Annotated in this window: 13 protein-coding genes; 9 read left to right on the forward strand and 4 right to left on the reverse strand. The window is 57.3% G+C overall.

The window, feature by feature from the left end; translation table 11 throughout:
- Positions 1–141 precede the first annotated feature (141 nt).
- Complete coding sequence (locus tag CHH75_RS05715) at positions 142–1,224, reverse strand: glycoside hydrolase family 172 protein (protein WP_095397664.1); 1,083 nt, start codon at positions 1,222–1,224, stop codon at positions 142–144.
- Between the two features lie 232 nt (positions 1,225–1,456).
- Between CHH75_RS05715 and CHH75_RS05720 the strand changes: the two genes are divergently transcribed.
- Complete coding sequence (locus CHH75_RS05720; RefSeq protein ID WP_095265560.1) at positions 1,457–2,365, forward strand: AraC family transcriptional regulator; 909 nt, start codon at positions 1,457–1,459, stop codon at positions 2,363–2,365.
- A gap of 130 nt (positions 2,366–2,495) precedes the next feature.
- On the opposite strand, the gene CHH75_RS05725 is transcribed toward CHH75_RS05720, so the two are convergent.
- Positions 2,496–3,488, reverse strand: a complete 993-nt coding sequence (locus CHH75_RS05725) for a sugar-binding transcriptional regulator (protein ID WP_255222969.1) — start codon at positions 3,486–3,488, stop codon at positions 2,496–2,498.
- Positions 3,489–3,715: 227 nt separating this feature from the next.
- Between CHH75_RS05725 and CHH75_RS05730 the strand changes: the two genes are divergently transcribed.
- The 6 genes from CHH75_RS05730 to CHH75_RS05755 all read left to right on the forward strand — a co-directional run bounded on the left by CHH75_RS05730 (position 3,716) and on the right by CHH75_RS05755 (position 10,105).
- On the forward strand, positions 3,716–4,450 hold the full coding sequence (locus CHH75_RS05730; RefSeq protein ID WP_095265562.1) for an MBL fold metallo-hydrolase: 735 nt from the start codon (positions 3,716–3,718) through the stop codon (positions 4,448–4,450).
- Between the two features lie 25 nt (positions 4,451–4,475).
- On the forward strand, positions 4,476–5,348 hold the full coding sequence (locus CHH75_RS05735) for a Cof-type HAD-IIB family hydrolase (protein ID WP_095397666.1): 873 nt from the start codon (positions 4,476–4,478) through the stop codon (positions 5,346–5,348).
- A gap of 106 nt (positions 5,349–5,454) precedes the next feature.
- Positions 5,455–6,462: an ABC transporter substrate-binding protein gene (locus CHH75_RS05740; protein ID WP_095397698.1), complete on the forward strand. Its 1,008-nt coding sequence runs from the start codon at positions 5,455–5,457 to the stop codon at positions 6,460–6,462.
- A gap of 4 nt (positions 6,463–6,466) precedes the next feature.
- Positions 6,467–8,236 (forward strand): ABC transporter permease, encoded by a 1,770-nt coding sequence (locus CHH75_RS05745; RefSeq protein ID WP_095397667.1) that lies wholly within the window; start codon positions 6,467–6,469, stop codon positions 8,234–8,236.
- Between the two features lie 31 nt (positions 8,237–8,267).
- Positions 8,268–9,317, forward strand: coding sequence for an ABC transporter ATP-binding protein (locus CHH75_RS05750; RefSeq protein ID WP_095397668.1), 1,050 nt, complete (start codon positions 8,268–8,270; stop codon positions 9,315–9,317).
- A gap of 5 nt (positions 9,318–9,322) precedes the next feature.
- Positions 9,323–10,105: a Cof-type HAD-IIB family hydrolase gene (locus tag CHH75_RS05755; RefSeq protein WP_095397669.1), complete on the forward strand. Its 783-nt coding sequence runs from the start codon at positions 9,323–9,325 to the stop codon at positions 10,103–10,105.
- Positions 10,106–10,283: 178 nt separating this feature from the next.
- Here the strand turns inward: CHH75_RS05755 and CHH75_RS05760 are convergent, their stop codons facing one another.
- Positions 10,284–11,354, reverse strand: coding sequence for a permease (locus tag CHH75_RS05760; RefSeq protein WP_095397670.1), 1,071 nt, complete (start codon positions 11,352–11,354; stop codon positions 10,284–10,286).
- A 153-nt stretch (positions 11,355–11,507) separates the two neighbouring features.
- Between CHH75_RS05760 and selD the strand changes: the two genes are divergently transcribed.
- Together selD and mnmH are read left to right on the forward strand one after the other, a co-directional pair.
- Positions 11,508–12,566 carry a selenide, water dikinase SelD gene (gene selD, locus CHH75_RS05765; protein WP_095265568.1) on the forward strand — a complete coding sequence of 353 codons (1,059 nt, stop codon included), beginning with the start codon at positions 11,508–11,510 and terminating at the stop codon, positions 12,564–12,566.
- A gap of 27 nt (positions 12,567–12,593) precedes the next feature.
- Positions 12,594–13,634: a tRNA 2-selenouridine(34) synthase MnmH gene (mnmH, locus tag CHH75_RS05770; protein ID WP_095397671.1), complete on the forward strand. Its 1,041-nt coding sequence runs from the start codon at positions 12,594–12,596 to the stop codon at positions 13,632–13,634.
- A gap of 83 nt (positions 13,635–13,717) precedes the next feature.
- Here mnmH and CHH75_RS05775 read toward each other — a convergent pair whose 3' ends face one another.
- Positions 13,718–15,703 (reverse strand): hypothetical protein, encoded by a 1,986-nt coding sequence (locus CHH75_RS05775; RefSeq protein ID WP_141235812.1) that lies wholly within the window; start codon positions 15,701–15,703, stop codon positions 13,718–13,720.
- Positions 15,704–15,712 lie beyond the last annotated feature (9 nt).

Consider the following 15,712-nt stretch of genomic DNA (forward strand, 5'->3'; position numbering starts at 1 on the left):
CCGAGGTCCTTCCCGTTTGCCACTCAACATCCTCCAGGTATCTCACCTGGCACCGCTGAATCAGCCACTACAGCCGACTTCGATGAAACCTGCCGCCGCAATTGATCTCGGTTGAAGCAGCCGAGGGCGAGCCTTCCCGGCTTAAATCACTTCCAGCCCATCGTTGTCCGGCAGCGGCGGATGAGGCGCATGCGGCTCCGACTGATACCAGAAGCTGACGGACGCAATGTCATCCTGCAGCGGCAAGTACCGTCCGCCCGAGCGCCAGCCAAGCGCCTGGATGCTCACGCGCAGATCGGTCTCGAAGCGAATCGGGTCCATCACATGCCAGCGATACATGCCAAAGCGCTGCTGGCTACGGTACAAGCCGTCCGGCTTGATCAGCTGATGAAAGCCCAGATAGGCGGTGGAGTATGTGGCATACTCGCCCCTTGGCTGCTCGAAATTCCAGGCCCCGCCGAAATAATCCTCTGTGCCCGTACCACAGATTGTCGGAAACTCCCGGTCTCCATCCATGTAAAATTTAATCTCCCCTTCACCCCACCAGCCGCTGTTGTTCACCTGCCAGGCCAGATAAGTGCCGACATAATGTCCCTTGCCCCGGACGCCATCCAGCAGCACATGTACATCCTTGTAGCGAAGCGGGTTGCTTCTTCTCCACTGGGCATGAAAATAAGCTGCATCCTCGGGCACCGAGGTCAGCGTATAATCGATCTGATAATACAGCACGACCTCTCCAGGCATCCGGTTCTCCACCGTGATCAGCGCCTTTCGGCGAAACGGCATCACCCAGTAGCTGTTCATGCCGCCAGCCGGGTTCACCGCCACTGGCAAGGAGTCCACATTGCTGCGCTCACACCAGCCGTTACAGAAGAAATCCCCCAGCGGCGTCTCCACGCTCGGCTCGCTCTCCCCGTCCCAATACATCCGCACAATCAGATGCCGCCAGCACTCCGGCGCGCAGGTCAGCCAGATATGCTGAATGGCCCCGGGGCCGTCGATCTCCGCCATCGTGAACACCTCGCCCGCCGGGATCATGACCGATGGCGACACCTTCCAGCCTTGGCCCAGATCGCGCGCAGGTCCCGCACCTGTTCCTTCCGTGGCCATGCCGCCCTGCCCTTTCGCTCCCGTAAAATTTTCCGCGCTGATGGATCTTGTCTTGGCGGCTGACAGTCGATACAAATTGCCCAAGCCGACATCCAGTCCGTTAAATTTGCCCATGCTCATCGCTCTCCCTTGTGTTCATATCATGGTATTCGTCCTGCTTCATCTTCAGCGTTCCGTTTATTCACCAACGTGTACACCTTGGATTGTAGCGAAGACAGACGCCCCTATTCGATGTTAGGACTTGTGATTTGTTGTCCATTCTTGCTATTGTGGGATCATGAAACAAGCGACGGATTGAGTCTGTGACGGAATAATTGCATCCGATCTTGCGAATCAGGAGGAAACGATGAACCATCTGCCGATGCCGCCGACGATTCAGCGCCTGATGCGAAGCCTGTCCCCGAACGTTCGCAGAGCCTGGAACCACCGGGTAGACAGGATGCGCCTCGCGCCGAGAATCATTTTTGACTATGAGCTGCTGTACGTGGAGCGAGGGGAGCTTACGATCCGCGTGGAGAATGAGACATTCCTTGCCGAGCCGGGCGATATTCTGCTCTTCAAGCCGGGGCTGGAGCATGAATTTGTCATGTCCCGGGGGGAGTGCTGGATGCCCCATATTCATTTTGACGTGCTGGATTATGCGGATTACGAAGCGGTGCCGATTCATTTCAAAAGGCGCAGTGAGTGCAGCGAGGAGGAATTGGCCTGGCTCCGCCCGGACATTCTCGGCTCCGCCCTCGGCTGGCCGAATGTGATCCGCATTCCGAATCATGCCGAGGTGTTTCACACCCTGATGCAGATCATCCACGCCTACGAGCGGCGCGATCCCGATTATCCGCTGCTGCAGAAATCGCTGGTGCTCCGCATCCTCTATCTGATTCTGAAGGGGCTTCGGGCCGCCGACAACGCTCACCTGACGATGCACCAGCGGGCGATGGAGCGGGCGGTTACGTATATCATGGAGCATTATAACGCCACCATTCCGCTGGAAACCTTGTCCAAAATGGCCGTGTTGAGCGTGTTCCATTTCTCCCGCCTGTTCAAGCAGACATTCGGTGTAAGCCCGCATCGGTTTCAGATACGCTATCGTATGGAGAAAGCCAAAGAACTGATGATGTTTCATCACCATCTGTCCTTGTCTACGATCGCCGAGAAGGTTGGCTACAGCAATGTGCATTCGTTCAGCAAAGCCTTCAAGCAGGCCGAGGGCATGTCCCCTCGGCAATTTCTGAAGACGCACACCAGCCCTACGTGATCGCGATCGGACCAGGCTGGACAGATTACGACGGCATCGGATCACGCACGATGAGCGAGATCAAGAAAGAGGACACCCTGCGCAGCTTGCTGTGCCTGGTGTCCTCTTCTCCTCTTCGGGCTGGGGCCGCTCAAGAGCCCTTGTTCTTCCCTCTGCGCCCCGACATTCGCGGCGTCCCCTGCTGTATGTTCACAATTTGCTCCGCTGTGGCTTCATCCGTAATCAGCATGTTGATGTAACCGCCCTTCAGCGCCGCTATAATACAATCGATTTTATGAAGTCCGAATGCCATGCCTACCACCGTCTTCGTCTGCTTCAACTGCTCCAGCGGCAGGCCGATCACCTTCCGGTTGATCGGATGGCTGCTCACCTCGCCGCTGCGGGTGATGAACCGGGAATTGATGTCGGCAACCACCTCCAACGACTTCAGCTCGGCCAGCACCTGCTCGTTGAGGTAGCCGGATCTTTCCATCGTTGACATCGAATACGGGTTGCCGATCCCGACAAGCGCCACGTCGATATGCTCTCCCTCCTGCAATACCGAGGAGATGTTGGGCAGCTGAATGATCTGTTCCTTCAGCTCCTCTGTCTCCACGACGGCAGGCGCATACAGCGTTTCGCAGCTGACGCCGAGCTTCTTGGACAGCTCATACGCGATCTGGTTGGAGTGCATCTCATTGCGGGCATTCCCGGTGCCGCCGACAAGCGGAATGACCTTCACATTCTCCTTCTTCTCCAGCGGAAACTCCCGGACCATATGATAAAGCGTATTCCCCCATGACACCCCGACGCGGTCCCCGTTGCGGATCAGCTTCAGCACGAACTGGGCCGCTGCTTTTCCGACGGCGCTCGAGATCAGCTCCTTGTTCAGGTCCTTCGTCGGCACCACCAGCACTTGCGTCAGGCCGAAGAGCTGCTCCAGCTCCTTCTCCAGCTTGGATACCTCATGGTCATCATCGTGAATGACAATCTCCACAATCCCTTCGTCCCGAGCCCTTTGCAGCATCTTGGAAATGACGGGTCTGGACACGCCCAGCTGCGCAGCAATCTTCTCCTGCGTCCAGGATTCGTAATAGTACAGCCTGCATACCCTTACCATGTTTTTGCGTTCTTCTAGGTTCACAAGTCGTCCGCCCTTTTACATTCTTTGGTACAACTTCAAGTCGTTTTGCAATTACAACCCCCACTATAAAATGGCACTCCGGGCATAGTCAAGCGACGGGACTCCCCGCGTTCAGGCGTTTACACAAAATTGACAATAGCTTGACACAGCAATAACAGAGCCTACTTACAATTGTAACCGTGCAGAACAAATGTAACAACATTGGGTCATGAACAAGAGGTGTGAGCATGAATGTAAAAATTTTAGGCTATTGGGGAGGATACCCGTCGGCTGGCGGCGCCACCGCCGGCTATCTGGTTACGACGGAGGAAGGACAGATCCTGCTGGATTGCGGAAGCGGCGTGATGAGCAGGCTTCCGTATGAAACGAAGGTTGAACATTTGTCCGGTGTCATTTTATCGCATTTGCACTATGATCACATGGCGGATCTCGGCGTGCTTCAATACGCGGCAGCCGGCGCAATTCGCAACGGCCGAATGAACCACCGGCTGAAGCTGTACGCGCCAAGCGAGCCCGTCGATATGCACAGCAGGCTCTACGGCGAGCATACGGAGGTGCATACGATTGATCCGGCGACCACCATCAAGCTGGCCGGAGCCGAGATCGAATTCGTTCCGGTGCAGCACACGATTATGTGCTATGCCATCCGCATCACCTACCGGGGGAAGGTGCTGGTCTACTCCGGCGATACCTCCTACTGCGAATCCTTGATCGAGCTGGCCAGAGATGCGGATATTTTTCTGTGCGAGGCGACGATCTGCGAAGGAAGTGTGCATACATCAGGTCAAGGTCATATGGATGCCCAGCAGGCTGGGATGATCGCCGGCAAGGCGAATGTGAAACAGCTTGTCCTCGTTCACCTTCCGGGTGACGGCAACCTTGAATATATGCGCCAGGAGGCGAGCCGGGTGTTCCACGGTCCGGTAGCCATTCCCGAGCCGCTCAGCATGTACACCATTTAAGTGAATGTTAACGGAGGATTGATCGATGTATAAATTGCTTGCGCTGGATATGGACGGCACGCTGCTCAACCCGGACAAGATGATTACACCGCAGACGATGGCAGCGATCCGGCAGCTGATGCGGGCGGGCGTGAATGTCACCATTGCCTCCGGACGCTTCCCGGCCTCCGTCTGGCTGCACGCCCGGGAGGTCGGCATGAATTTCCCGCTCGTCGCGCTGAACGGAGCGGTGACGATTGATGCTGATACCGGTCACTTGCTGGAAGGCACTCCGCTTCTGCCAGAGGATGCGCTGACGCTGCTGGACCTGACGGAAACCGCCGGAGCCTACATTCATTTCTACGGCTTCAATGTGCTGTATGTGCGGGAGCTTAATGACATGAACCGGCGCTGGCCGCTCCACAATGTTGTCGTCAGGGCCAACCGGGAGCTGAACGAAGTGAATTACCGGGATCAGACGATGCTCATCCGCGTGGAGGACGTGGGCGGAGATTACCGGAAATTTATCTGCAGCACCGGTGATCCGATCTATAAAGCAGCGGTCATCTGCCGCGACCAAACGGCCCGTGAACAGCTGTACCAGGCGCTGGAGCAGCAGGGACGCTATCAGCTGTCCCGGACAGGCAGCCTGCGGTTTGATGTGAACGCGGCCGGGGTCACCAAGCGCGGCGCGCTGGAACGGCTATGTGCCGCCCATGACATTCCCGCGAGGGAGGTTGCCGCTGCCGGCGATTATGACAACGATCTCGACATGCTGCAGTGGGCCGGACTCGGCATTGCCATGGGCAATGCGGAGCCCCATGTGAAAGAACGGGCTGCGGTCGTCACCGGCAGCAACCGGGAAGACGGCGTAGCCGAGGCCATTCATCGCCATCTGCTGCTGAAAGCCACAAGCTGATGCCATGATTCATTTTTACACCTTATATACAAAAACGAACGAACCAAAGGAGAGATCATCTGTGAAACCATTAACGAAAAAAGCCATACTTCCCCTTCTGGCGGGCATGCTCTTATTCAGCGGCTGCGGCAATCCCCAGCCTGCTGCCACAACCGGACAAGACAGCGCCGAAACACCACCGGCCGCAACAACTGAAATTTCGGGCAATCTGTCGTTCTATACTTCACAGCCGGAAGAGGATGCAAGCAAGCTGGCTGCCGCATTCAATAAGCACTACCCGGATGTGAAGATTGATATTTTCCGCTCCGGTACCGAGGAGGTAACGGCGAAGATCCAGGCTGAGCGCCAAGCGGGCAAGGTTCAGGCCGATGTGCTGCTGCTTGCCGATGCGGTTACGTTTGAAGCGCTGAAGAAGGAAGACATGCTGCTCTCGTATAAATCGCCCGAGCTGAGCCACATTCCGGCTGAGCTGGCAGATCCGGACGGCATGTATGCCGGCACCAAGGTGATGGCTACCGTCCTGGCTACCAATACCCAGAAGGTATCGAGCACGCCGGATTCCTGGCAGGTGCTGACTGCGCCGGAAAGCAAAGACGCCAGCATTATGCCAAGCCCGCTGTACTCGGGCGCAGCCGCCTATAACATCGGCGTATTCAGCCGTACCGATGGCTATGGCTGGGATTTCCTGCAGCAGATGAAGGACAACGGCATGGCTGTCATTAAAGGAAACGGCGCTGTCATGCAGGCTGTTGCCAGCGGCGAGAAATCTTACGGGCTTGTTGTGGACTACATGGTTGCCCGCGAGAAAGCGAAGGGATCGCCGGTAGAATTAACGTACCCTAGCGAAGGCGTTCCGGTCATCACCGAGCCGATCGGCATCATGAAGGATGCTGCGAATGTACCGGCCGCCCAGGCGTTTGTCGATTTCGTATTGTCCGAAGAAGGACAGAAGCTGGCCGCAGAGATTGGCTATTCCCCGATTCGGGAAGGCATCGCGCCGCCGGAAGGACTTAAGGGAATCGCGGACATGAAGATTCTCTCTGCCGATCTGGCGCAGCTGACAGACGAGCGTGAAGCGGACAAGCAGCAGTTCATCCAGGTGTTTGGTGAGTAACAACATGGAACCGGCATGGATGGAAAATACAAACGCTAGCACGATCGCACTCCCAAAGACCGGAAAAGGGCGCAAGTCCCTTTCCGGTCACCGGAAGCTTCTGAACCTGAGGCTGCTCGCCAGACTGCTGGGCGCAGCGGCGGTACTGATCTTCTTTGTATATCCGATCCTGAAGCTGATTCTTCTCAGCTTCCAGGGAGAGCATGGCCTGACACTGGACCATTACGCCAACTTGCTGCAGCAGGACCGCTTCTGGTCCACCCTGCGGAACACGGCGGTGATCGTCATCGGCTCCACCGTCTTCTCCCTTGTGCTTGGCACCGCATTCGCCTGGATTGTCGCTTATACCGACATCCGCTACAAGGGGCTGCTGCATATGGCGGTATTGCTCTGCTTTATTCTTCCGTCCTATGTTCTGACCTTGTCCTGGTCCTCCTTCATGGGCGCACAGGGCTGGGTTGCCCAAGGGCTTCGGATGATTCATGCTGACCTAACGCCATGGAGCATGTACAGCATGGGCGGCATCATATTTGTGATGGGCATTCATCATTTTCCGCTGGTATATCTGTTCACACTGGACGTATTCCGCAAAATTCCGCGGGACCTGGAATGGGCCGCCCGCGCCGGGGGGGCCGGCAGGCTGAAAACGATCCGGCAAATTACGCTCCCGCTGGCGCTGCCGGGGCTTACCGCCGGAGGGCTGCTCGTCTTCCTGGCTTCCCTGGACAACTTCGGCATTCCGGCTTTCCTCGGATCGCCGGTGAACATCTCGGTGCTCAGCACCTTGATCTACGAGGAGATTATCGGCTTCGGGCCATCGGCCTTTGCCCGCGGCGCTTCCCTGTCCGTCATGCTCGGCGTGGCGGCGGTGATCGGCAGTCTGATCCAATGGATTCTGCTGCGCAAAAGCCACGCCTCCGACACCATCCAGCCAGACCATGCGCCCCGCTATGCGCTAGGCAAGATGCGCAAGCCGCTGTCGGCGGTGCTGTGGGGCTTCCTGCTGCTGGTCACGGTCGTGCCGCTGGCCTCGATGGTGTCCATGTCCCTCAAGCGGGCCTACGGGCTTGGCCTGACGCCTGCCAACTTCACGCTGGATAACTATCGCTACATTCTGTTCGAGAATGAGCGGGTATGGCAGGCGATCCAGAACAGCCTCGTGCTGTCTGGCGTGACGATGCTGGTCTGCCTCGTGCTCGGCTGCGGATTCGCCTATATGCGGGTGCGCAAGCCGACCCGCTTCAATAAAGCGGCAGAGCTTGCGACGGCCGTCCCTTACACCCTGCCTGGCATCGTGTTTGCCCTGTCCATGATTCTCGTCTGGATGGAGCCGATTCCGGGCTGGAATCCCGGCATTTACGGATCGATGACGATTCTGTTCATCGCCTATATATGCCGCTTCCTGATTCTGCAGATTCGTTCCGGCATCACCTCCTTCATGCAGCTCGACGCTTCGATGGAGGAAGCTGCCCGGGTCTCCGGCGCAGGCGCGTGGCGCAAATGGACCGCCATCCTGCTTCCGCTGCTGCTGCCCGGCATTCTGACCGGCGGGCTGCTGGTCTTCTTAACCGCGCTGACCGAGCTGACGGTATCGGCGCTGCTGTATGCCTCCGGCTCGCAGACGATTGGCGTCACCATATTCAGCTTCGAGCAGGCCGGCAACACGCTTTACTCGACCGCCTTGTCCAGCCTGATCGTCCTGCTGATTGGCATAGGCGGAGCGGGGCTGCTGCTCGTTCAGCGCTGGGCCGCGCGCAAGGGCTTTAAAGCTTAATGAACAATGAAGTGAACGGAGGGTGTCATCGATGAGTATAGAGATCAAGCATGTGAGTAAATCCTTCGGCAGCTTCGAGGCGTTGAAGGATATTCAATTAACGATTCAGGACGGGGAGTTTGTGGCCATACTCGGCCCGTCCGGCTGTGGCAAAACAACGCTGCTGCGCATTCTGGCCGGATTCGAGCAGCCCACCAGCGGCGAGGTTCGGATGGAGGGCCGTGTCGTGGCGGGCGAGCATACGCTGCTGCCGCCGGAGAAGCGGCGGATCGGGATGGTGTTCCAATCGTTCGCGCTCTGGCCGCATATGAATGTGACCGAGCACATCCGCTTCCCGATCCGGACCCATAAGGCCACCCCTGCCCATATTAAAAGTCAGGAAGAGGAGCGCATCCGGCAAATTCTGGAGCTGACCGGACTGTCCCATCTGGCTGCGCGGATGCCGCACGAGCTGTCCGGCGGTCAGAAGCAGCGGGTCGCGATTGCCCGGGCTCTGGCTCCCGAGCCTTCCCTGCTGCTGATGGATGAGCCGCTCAGCAGCCTCGACGCGATGCTGCGCATGGATATGCGCCGCGAAATCCAGCAGGTCCACCGCCGGACCCGTTCGGCCATCGTCTACGTCACCCATGATCAGGGGGAGGCGCTGGCCATGGCTGACCGGATCGTGGTGATGAAGGACGGCCGCATCGAACAGGCCGGAACGCCGCAGGACATTTATTTGCGGCCGGAGACCGAATTCGTCGCCAAGTTTGTATCCAAGTCCAATCTGGTGCAGGGCAGCTGGAGCGGCAACCTGTTCACGCCGGAAGGCAGCAACACCGCCTGGAACGGTGACGGGATTGCCGATTATTTCAAAGCGAGCGGTCTATATCCTGTGCGCCCCGATCAATTTCTGCTCCAGCCAGACGGCACGGAAGGCATTCCCGGTGAAGTCGTCAACGTCCAGTTCCAGGGCAAGGAGTTCCATTACGATATCCGCAGTGATGAACGGAACTGGGAGGTCATCTCCCCGGTGGCGCTGCGTCTGCATGAGAAGGTCCGGCTGAACCTGGCGGATAGCGCCGAGCCGCTGGGAGCGTGAATCTTGTGAAGAAACCGCAAGGAAAACTGGTCCTGTTCGACATCGACGGCACGCTGCTGGACCGACATAATCGGATTCCGGCCTCCGCCAAGCGCGCCATCTTCACCCTGAAGGAAGCCGGGCACACTGTGGCGCTTGCTTCCGGACGCTCCCCGTTCATGCTGGAGCATCTGCGGCGGGAGCTGGGGCTCCATTCCTACGTCAGCTTTAACGGGCAATATGTCGTACACGAACACCGGCTGATCTACAGCAACCCGATCGGGCCGGAGCTCGTTGCGCAGCTGGCCGCCTTCGCGTCAGAGCAGGAGCATCCGCTGGTGTACCTCGATGCGGAAGGGATGCGCTGCAATCAGCAGCATCACCCCTATGTCGAGCAGTGCATGCGCTCGCTGGATGTCCTCTATCCAGAATGCGATCCTCGGTACTATGAAGGCAGGCACATTTACCAGACGATGCTGTTCTGCACGGAGGAACATGAGGCGATGTTCCGACAGGCATTTCCGGACCTGCATTTTGTCCGCTGGCATCCCTGCTCGATGGATGTGCTGCCTGCGGGCGGATCGAAAGCGGCCGGCATTGAAAGGCTGATCGCCGAAACCGGGTTCAGGCCGGAGGATATTTACGCTTTTGGCGACAACTACAACGATATGGAGATGTTCCGGTTCGTCGGGTGCAGCATCGCGATGGGCAATGCGCCGAAGGCTGTCAAGAAGCTGGCCGCCTTCGTCACCTCCGAGGCGGAGCAGGACGGCATCTGGCATGGACTGCGATGGGCGGGACTCCTCTAGGCGTTCATGCCGTTATCCCCCCGTGCCGCGTGCCGCCCGCCGCACTGGACCGGAAACAGCCGGTTGATCACAGGCTGCACCCTAGCTGTCCCCCGAGCGCTGAATGCCACCATAAGCCGCAATATATAAAAGGACTTCATTCCCACCTGTACCGTGGAATTGAAGTCCTTTGTATATTCTACAGGAGCATCCAGCCGACGAGCCCGGCCAATATGCCGATCGCCACAACCGAGGATGCGGTGAATGCCAGCACCTTGCCTGGAAAATGCTTCGCCAGCATCAGCAGCGAAGGCAGACTGATCGCCGGCAGTGTCATCAGCAGGGCCGCTGCAGGACCAACGCCCATCCCCATGTCCATGAAGGATTGGATAATCGGTATTTCGGCAGCGGTCGGGATGACAAACAGCATGCCTGCAATGGCAAAGCCGATAATGGCCAGCAGACTGTTCGAGCCCGCCCCGTCCATCGCCGGGAACAGCCACGCGCGGAATGCGCCGAGCATCAGCACGACCAGCACATACGCCGGAATGACCGATATGAACATGCTCCACATCGCCTTGCCCCAGCGCACATACATCGGCTGCTCCGGCTCGTTGTCCTCCGGAAGCGCAGCCTGCACCTGCTGCGGCACGAGTTCATTCGGCGCAAAGCGGTTCGCCAGATAGCTGACCCCAAACGTAAGCAAGAGGCCAAACACCAGGCGCAGCAGCGTGAATTCCCAGGACAGCACAAATGTCATGAAGATCAGTGTTGCCGGGTTAATCGTCGGGTTGCCAATCCAGAAGGCCAGGCTTGCCCCTATCGACGCCTTCTTCTTGCGCAGCCCGACAGCGAGCGGAGCGGCGCAGCAGGAGCACATCATCCCGGGCAGGGAGGCCAGACCGCCGATAGCGGTGCTCTTGAAATTGGCTTTGCCGAGCATATCCAAAAGCCACTTGGAAGGCAGCAGCACCTGCACGAGCGAGCCGAGCAGTATACCGAGCACAGCCGCTTTCCAAACGGCTTTAAAATAAGCCGCCGCATATTCCCAGGCGGCGCTCCATGAAGGCGCCGGAATCGTATCGCCGGCACCGGTTAGTATCGACGAGCCGATCGAATGCGTGGTCGCAGACGTGATGGCTTTGCCATAATACGGCCACCATTTTACATACAACAAGCCAGCCGCAGTGATCACGATAAAGAGCAATGCAAACAGCAATGTCTTTCGATTGAAGTGACCGGACGGCTTGGTGGTTTCCACACTATGCATTTCCTTTCCCTCCGGTAAGAACAGTAGTAGATTGATAAGAACGGATAGTATTATATCACAAGCAAACGAGGTTTTTACTATTATTTATTGGAGGAGTATAATAGTGACTTGGGTAAGTGTATGCCCAGTTCCTATTGAAAGGAAGTTGTGATGATGTCACTTCAAAATCATATAAACAACGTCAAATTGACGTCTCTATCCTCCAAAGGCGGCTGCGGCTGCAAGATCGGACCTGCCGACCTGGCGCAGGTCATCCGGAGCCTTCCGCCTGCCGAGCCGAATCCGAACCTTCTGGTCGGCCTGGACACCAGCGATGACGCTGGGGTATACAAGCTCAACGATGAGATGGCCATGGTGCAGACGGTCGATTTCTTCACGCCAATCGTCGATGATCCGTATGCGTTCGGCCAGGTTGCTGCCGCCAATGCCATCAGCGATATCTATGCGATGGGAGGCACGCCGCTGACCGCACTCAACATTGTGGCCTTCCCGATCCATACGCTGGACAAAAGCATTCTGTCCGACATATTGCGAGGCGCGGGCGACAAGCTGAAGGAAGCTGGCGTCACGCTCGTTGGCGGACACTCCATTGACGACAAGGAGCCGAAATTTGGCCTGGCTGTGACCGGGCTCGTGCATCCGGACAAAGTGCGGACTAACGCCGGCGCGAAGCCGGGAGATCAGCTGATTCTGACCAAACCGATCGGGGTCGGCATTCTGACCACCTCCATCAAGAAGGATCAGCTCAGCGAGGAAGAGATTCAGCGCGTTACCACCGTCATGTCCACGCTGAACAAAACGGCGGCCGAGACGATGGCGTCCTATGACGTGCATGCCTGCACGGACGTTACGGGCTTCGGCCTGCTTGGACACGCCTCGGAGATGGCCAAGGGCAGCGGCAACGGCGTTGTCATTGAGCAGGCGCTCGTCCCTCTGCTGCCGCGTGTTCGCGAGCTGGCCGAGGCCGGATTTGTGCCGGGAGGAACGAAGAACAATTTCGCCCATCTCGAGGGATCGGTGACGTTCCCGGCTGATATGGATCCGCTGGATCAGTATATTTTGTGTGATGCCGTGACATCCGGGGGCCTGCTGATTGCCGTGGACGGCAGCCAGGCCGAGGCGCTGCTTGCCGATCTGCTAGCAGCGGGCGTCGAAGCGGCGCGCATCGGGGAAATTACAGCAGAGCATCCAGGGCACATCGTCGTCCGTTAAGGACTATTATAGAGGGAGCGATATCACTTGATTCACGACATCTCTGTTGAAGAACTGCTACAACTTCAGAAAGACAATAATCTGCTTCCGATTGACGTCAGATCGCCGTCCGAATATGCTGCTGCAACGATTCCGGGCAGCATCAACATCCCGATCTTCAACGACGAGGAGCGTGCCGAAATCGGCACCTTGTACAAGCAGGTGAACGTACAGGCGGCCAAGGAGCGCGGGCTTGAGATCGTGTCGGCCAAGCTGCCGGCATTTATCCGCGAGTTCGCGGCCATTCCGCAGCAGAAGGCGGTCTTCTGCTGGCGGGGAGGCATGCGCAGCAGAACGTCGGCCACCGTCCTCTCTTTAATGGGCATCAAGGCCTATCGGCTGACGGGCGGAATTCGGGCGTACCGCAAATGGGTCGTTGATCAGCTGGCCAGCTATGAGCTCCAGGCCCCTGCTATCGTCCTGAATGGCCATACCGGATCAGGCAAGACGGAAATCCTGCGCCAGCTTCAGCAGGAGGGCTACCCTGTGCTTGATCTCGAGGGCATGGCGGGCCACCGCGGATCGGTGTTTGGTCACATTGGCTACGCGGCCCATAACCAGAAGACATTCGATGCCCTGCTGCTGCAGGAGCTGCTTCAGCATCAGCAGGCACCCTACATGCTGTTTGAAGCCGAAAGCCAGCGAATCGGGAAAGTGGCCTTGCCTGAATTTCTGTTGACCAAAAAAGAACAAGGCACTCATCTGTGGATCGACCTTCCGATGGAAGCGCGCATCCGTCACATCATCGAGGATTATAAGCCCGAGCAGCATGCTGAAGCGTGCATGGAGGCATTTCTGCGCATCAAGGAGCGGATTCATACCCCGATCGCGGCGGAGATCCAGCGTCATCTCGAGAGCAGCCAATATGAGGATGCCGTGGGCCTGCTGCTGCAGTATTACTATGATCCCCGCTATGAGCATACCGCGAGCCACTATGACGGTGACAAGCGCATCATGATCCAGGCGAACTCGGTCATGGAAGCCGCTGAGCGGGTCAAGGAATATCTTGCCGCACAACAGAACAGGTAAACAAGAAAGGCATGATCGCCAGCCTCCCCGAAGGGATGGCGGCGATCATGCCTTTTCTCACTTTTCTGCCTTTGCTCTATTCGTTACGGAAAATGAATGCTCCCGGTGTTATACCACAACGCATCATTCATCCCCGATTTGTGCAGATCGACAAGCAGGTTGGTCGCTGCGTTATAATCGACGCTCGGGCGGGACGACACGCCGGAATCCCACACATAGTTGTGAATCCAGCGAATGTTCGGCCACTCCAGCTCCCCGATGTTGTACCAGATCAGGCCCGTATTTTCGCTCGTATGCAGCTCGATGATCTTGTCTGTGCCAATAAAGGCAACCGCCGGATCCTTGCCATCCTGACCGCCCATGCTGCCGCTTGCGTTCCAGGTGATATTCCCGTTCTGGCCCCATGTGCCTGTCGTATAGTTCAGTCGTCCGCCGTCCCGATACACGACAACGATTCTGCCGTCCTGGAAGGCGACATCCGGACGCTCGCCATTCTGATTGTTGATCGTTCCACTGTTGCTCCACGTTATGCTGTAGTTCGACGTGTTGATGCGCCCGGTGTGATAGTGAAGCTTGCCGCCATTCAGGTACACAAGCACTGCCCGATCGCCGTCGATGGCGATGTGCGGCCAATCTCCCGACGTATGCGAGCCGCCGATGGCAATCCGCTCGTTGGTGATCCAGGTGATGGTCGAGTTCGGCTCCAGTCTGCCGATGTTGGCCCACAGCCCGGAACCGGTGCCGTCGGTTTTATTGACCTGGACCACGATCTGCTGGCCGCCCACATTCGTGACATCACTGTGAGGCTGAACGCCGTTTTTATTCTGACCGCCAGGATTGATGCGTTCGTTCGTCACCCACTGAATGTACCCGTCATCACGTACGGACCCGACGGAATACCACAGATTGTTGTTGAACAGTCCTTCGGCCTTGTGCACCTCTACGACGCGCCGGTCATCCGTTATGGACACCGATACGTCTACCCCATTCTGCGTGCCGCCCGGTTTCTCAACCCGGTGGTTGTAATCCCGGAGCGGAACGAGAAAGTGATTGAACAACTTCGTCATGGACTGGTAGGAATCGGTCGATACGAAATGGCGCGTACCGAGCTTGTGGTTCATGTAAGCGAACTGGGTCCAGCGCTGTGCCGCGTCCCCGTCGCCGTTCGGGAATTTGTAATGCCATGCGCCTTCATTGCCGTTCAGGCTGTAGAAGCGGAGCGTGTACCCTTTTTGCTCGGCCATGTACATCATGTCCTTCAAGCGCTGCTCTTCCTCTTGCGACCAGTTGCCCGGCATCAGCGTGTCAAAGCCGCTCTCGATATGCTTCCAGTGAACCGCATAGAACCGGTGATAGATGTCCGCAGCGTTCGGGAAATAATCAGCGACATTGCCATATCTGCTATGCGTTATGCTGTATACCTCGTCTTTAAAGGCCAGCAGCTTGCCCGTCCGTCCGGAAATGTAGTTGAAATACGCATTCTTCAGCGCGTCAGCGCCAGACAAGCACACGGTGATCGCACGCTCGGTGAAGCTGTTCGCACTGCCGATGTAGCCATGGCTCATATAAGACTCATAATGGGTGAAAATCGCCTGCAGCGAGTCAGCCACATCCTCGTAGTTCGGGCTGTTGGCCGTCTTCATGTCCAGGTTGACGATGATGCTTCTTCCGTCGCCGTGAATGCTGCCGCCTCGGGCAGCAATCTGCGCGGCCATATCTTCAAAGTATTGATACAGATGCCTCGTATTGGGCCAGGCAGCCGCATCATGCTTCACGTACAGCTTCACCTTGCCCTGCAAATAGTCAGGATACTGCGGCCCTTCGTAACGGGTGCGATTCGTGTCCACCATGATGTCCAGCTCAACGTTGTAGAACTTCATATCGAGCGCATCGCGGAATTTGCGGTCCGGATCGCTTTCATCATACGTATCGTGAAACGCTTTGTACGGATTGGCGTCAATGAATACCGAGCTTGCCGACGCGCTAGTTGTGATAAAAGGCAGCACTGCTGCTGCGCTTAATACCACCTTTAACAGTTTGCTTGTCCATGAATGCCGCGTGCCCATCATAACCACTCC

Origin of the sequence: Paenibacillus sp. 7541 (assembly GCF_002276395.1) — a bacterium.
In the GTDB taxonomy this organism is placed as follows: Bacteria; Bacillota; Bacilli; order Paenibacillales; family Paenibacillaceae; genus Paenibacillus_AQ; species Paenibacillus_AQ campinasensis.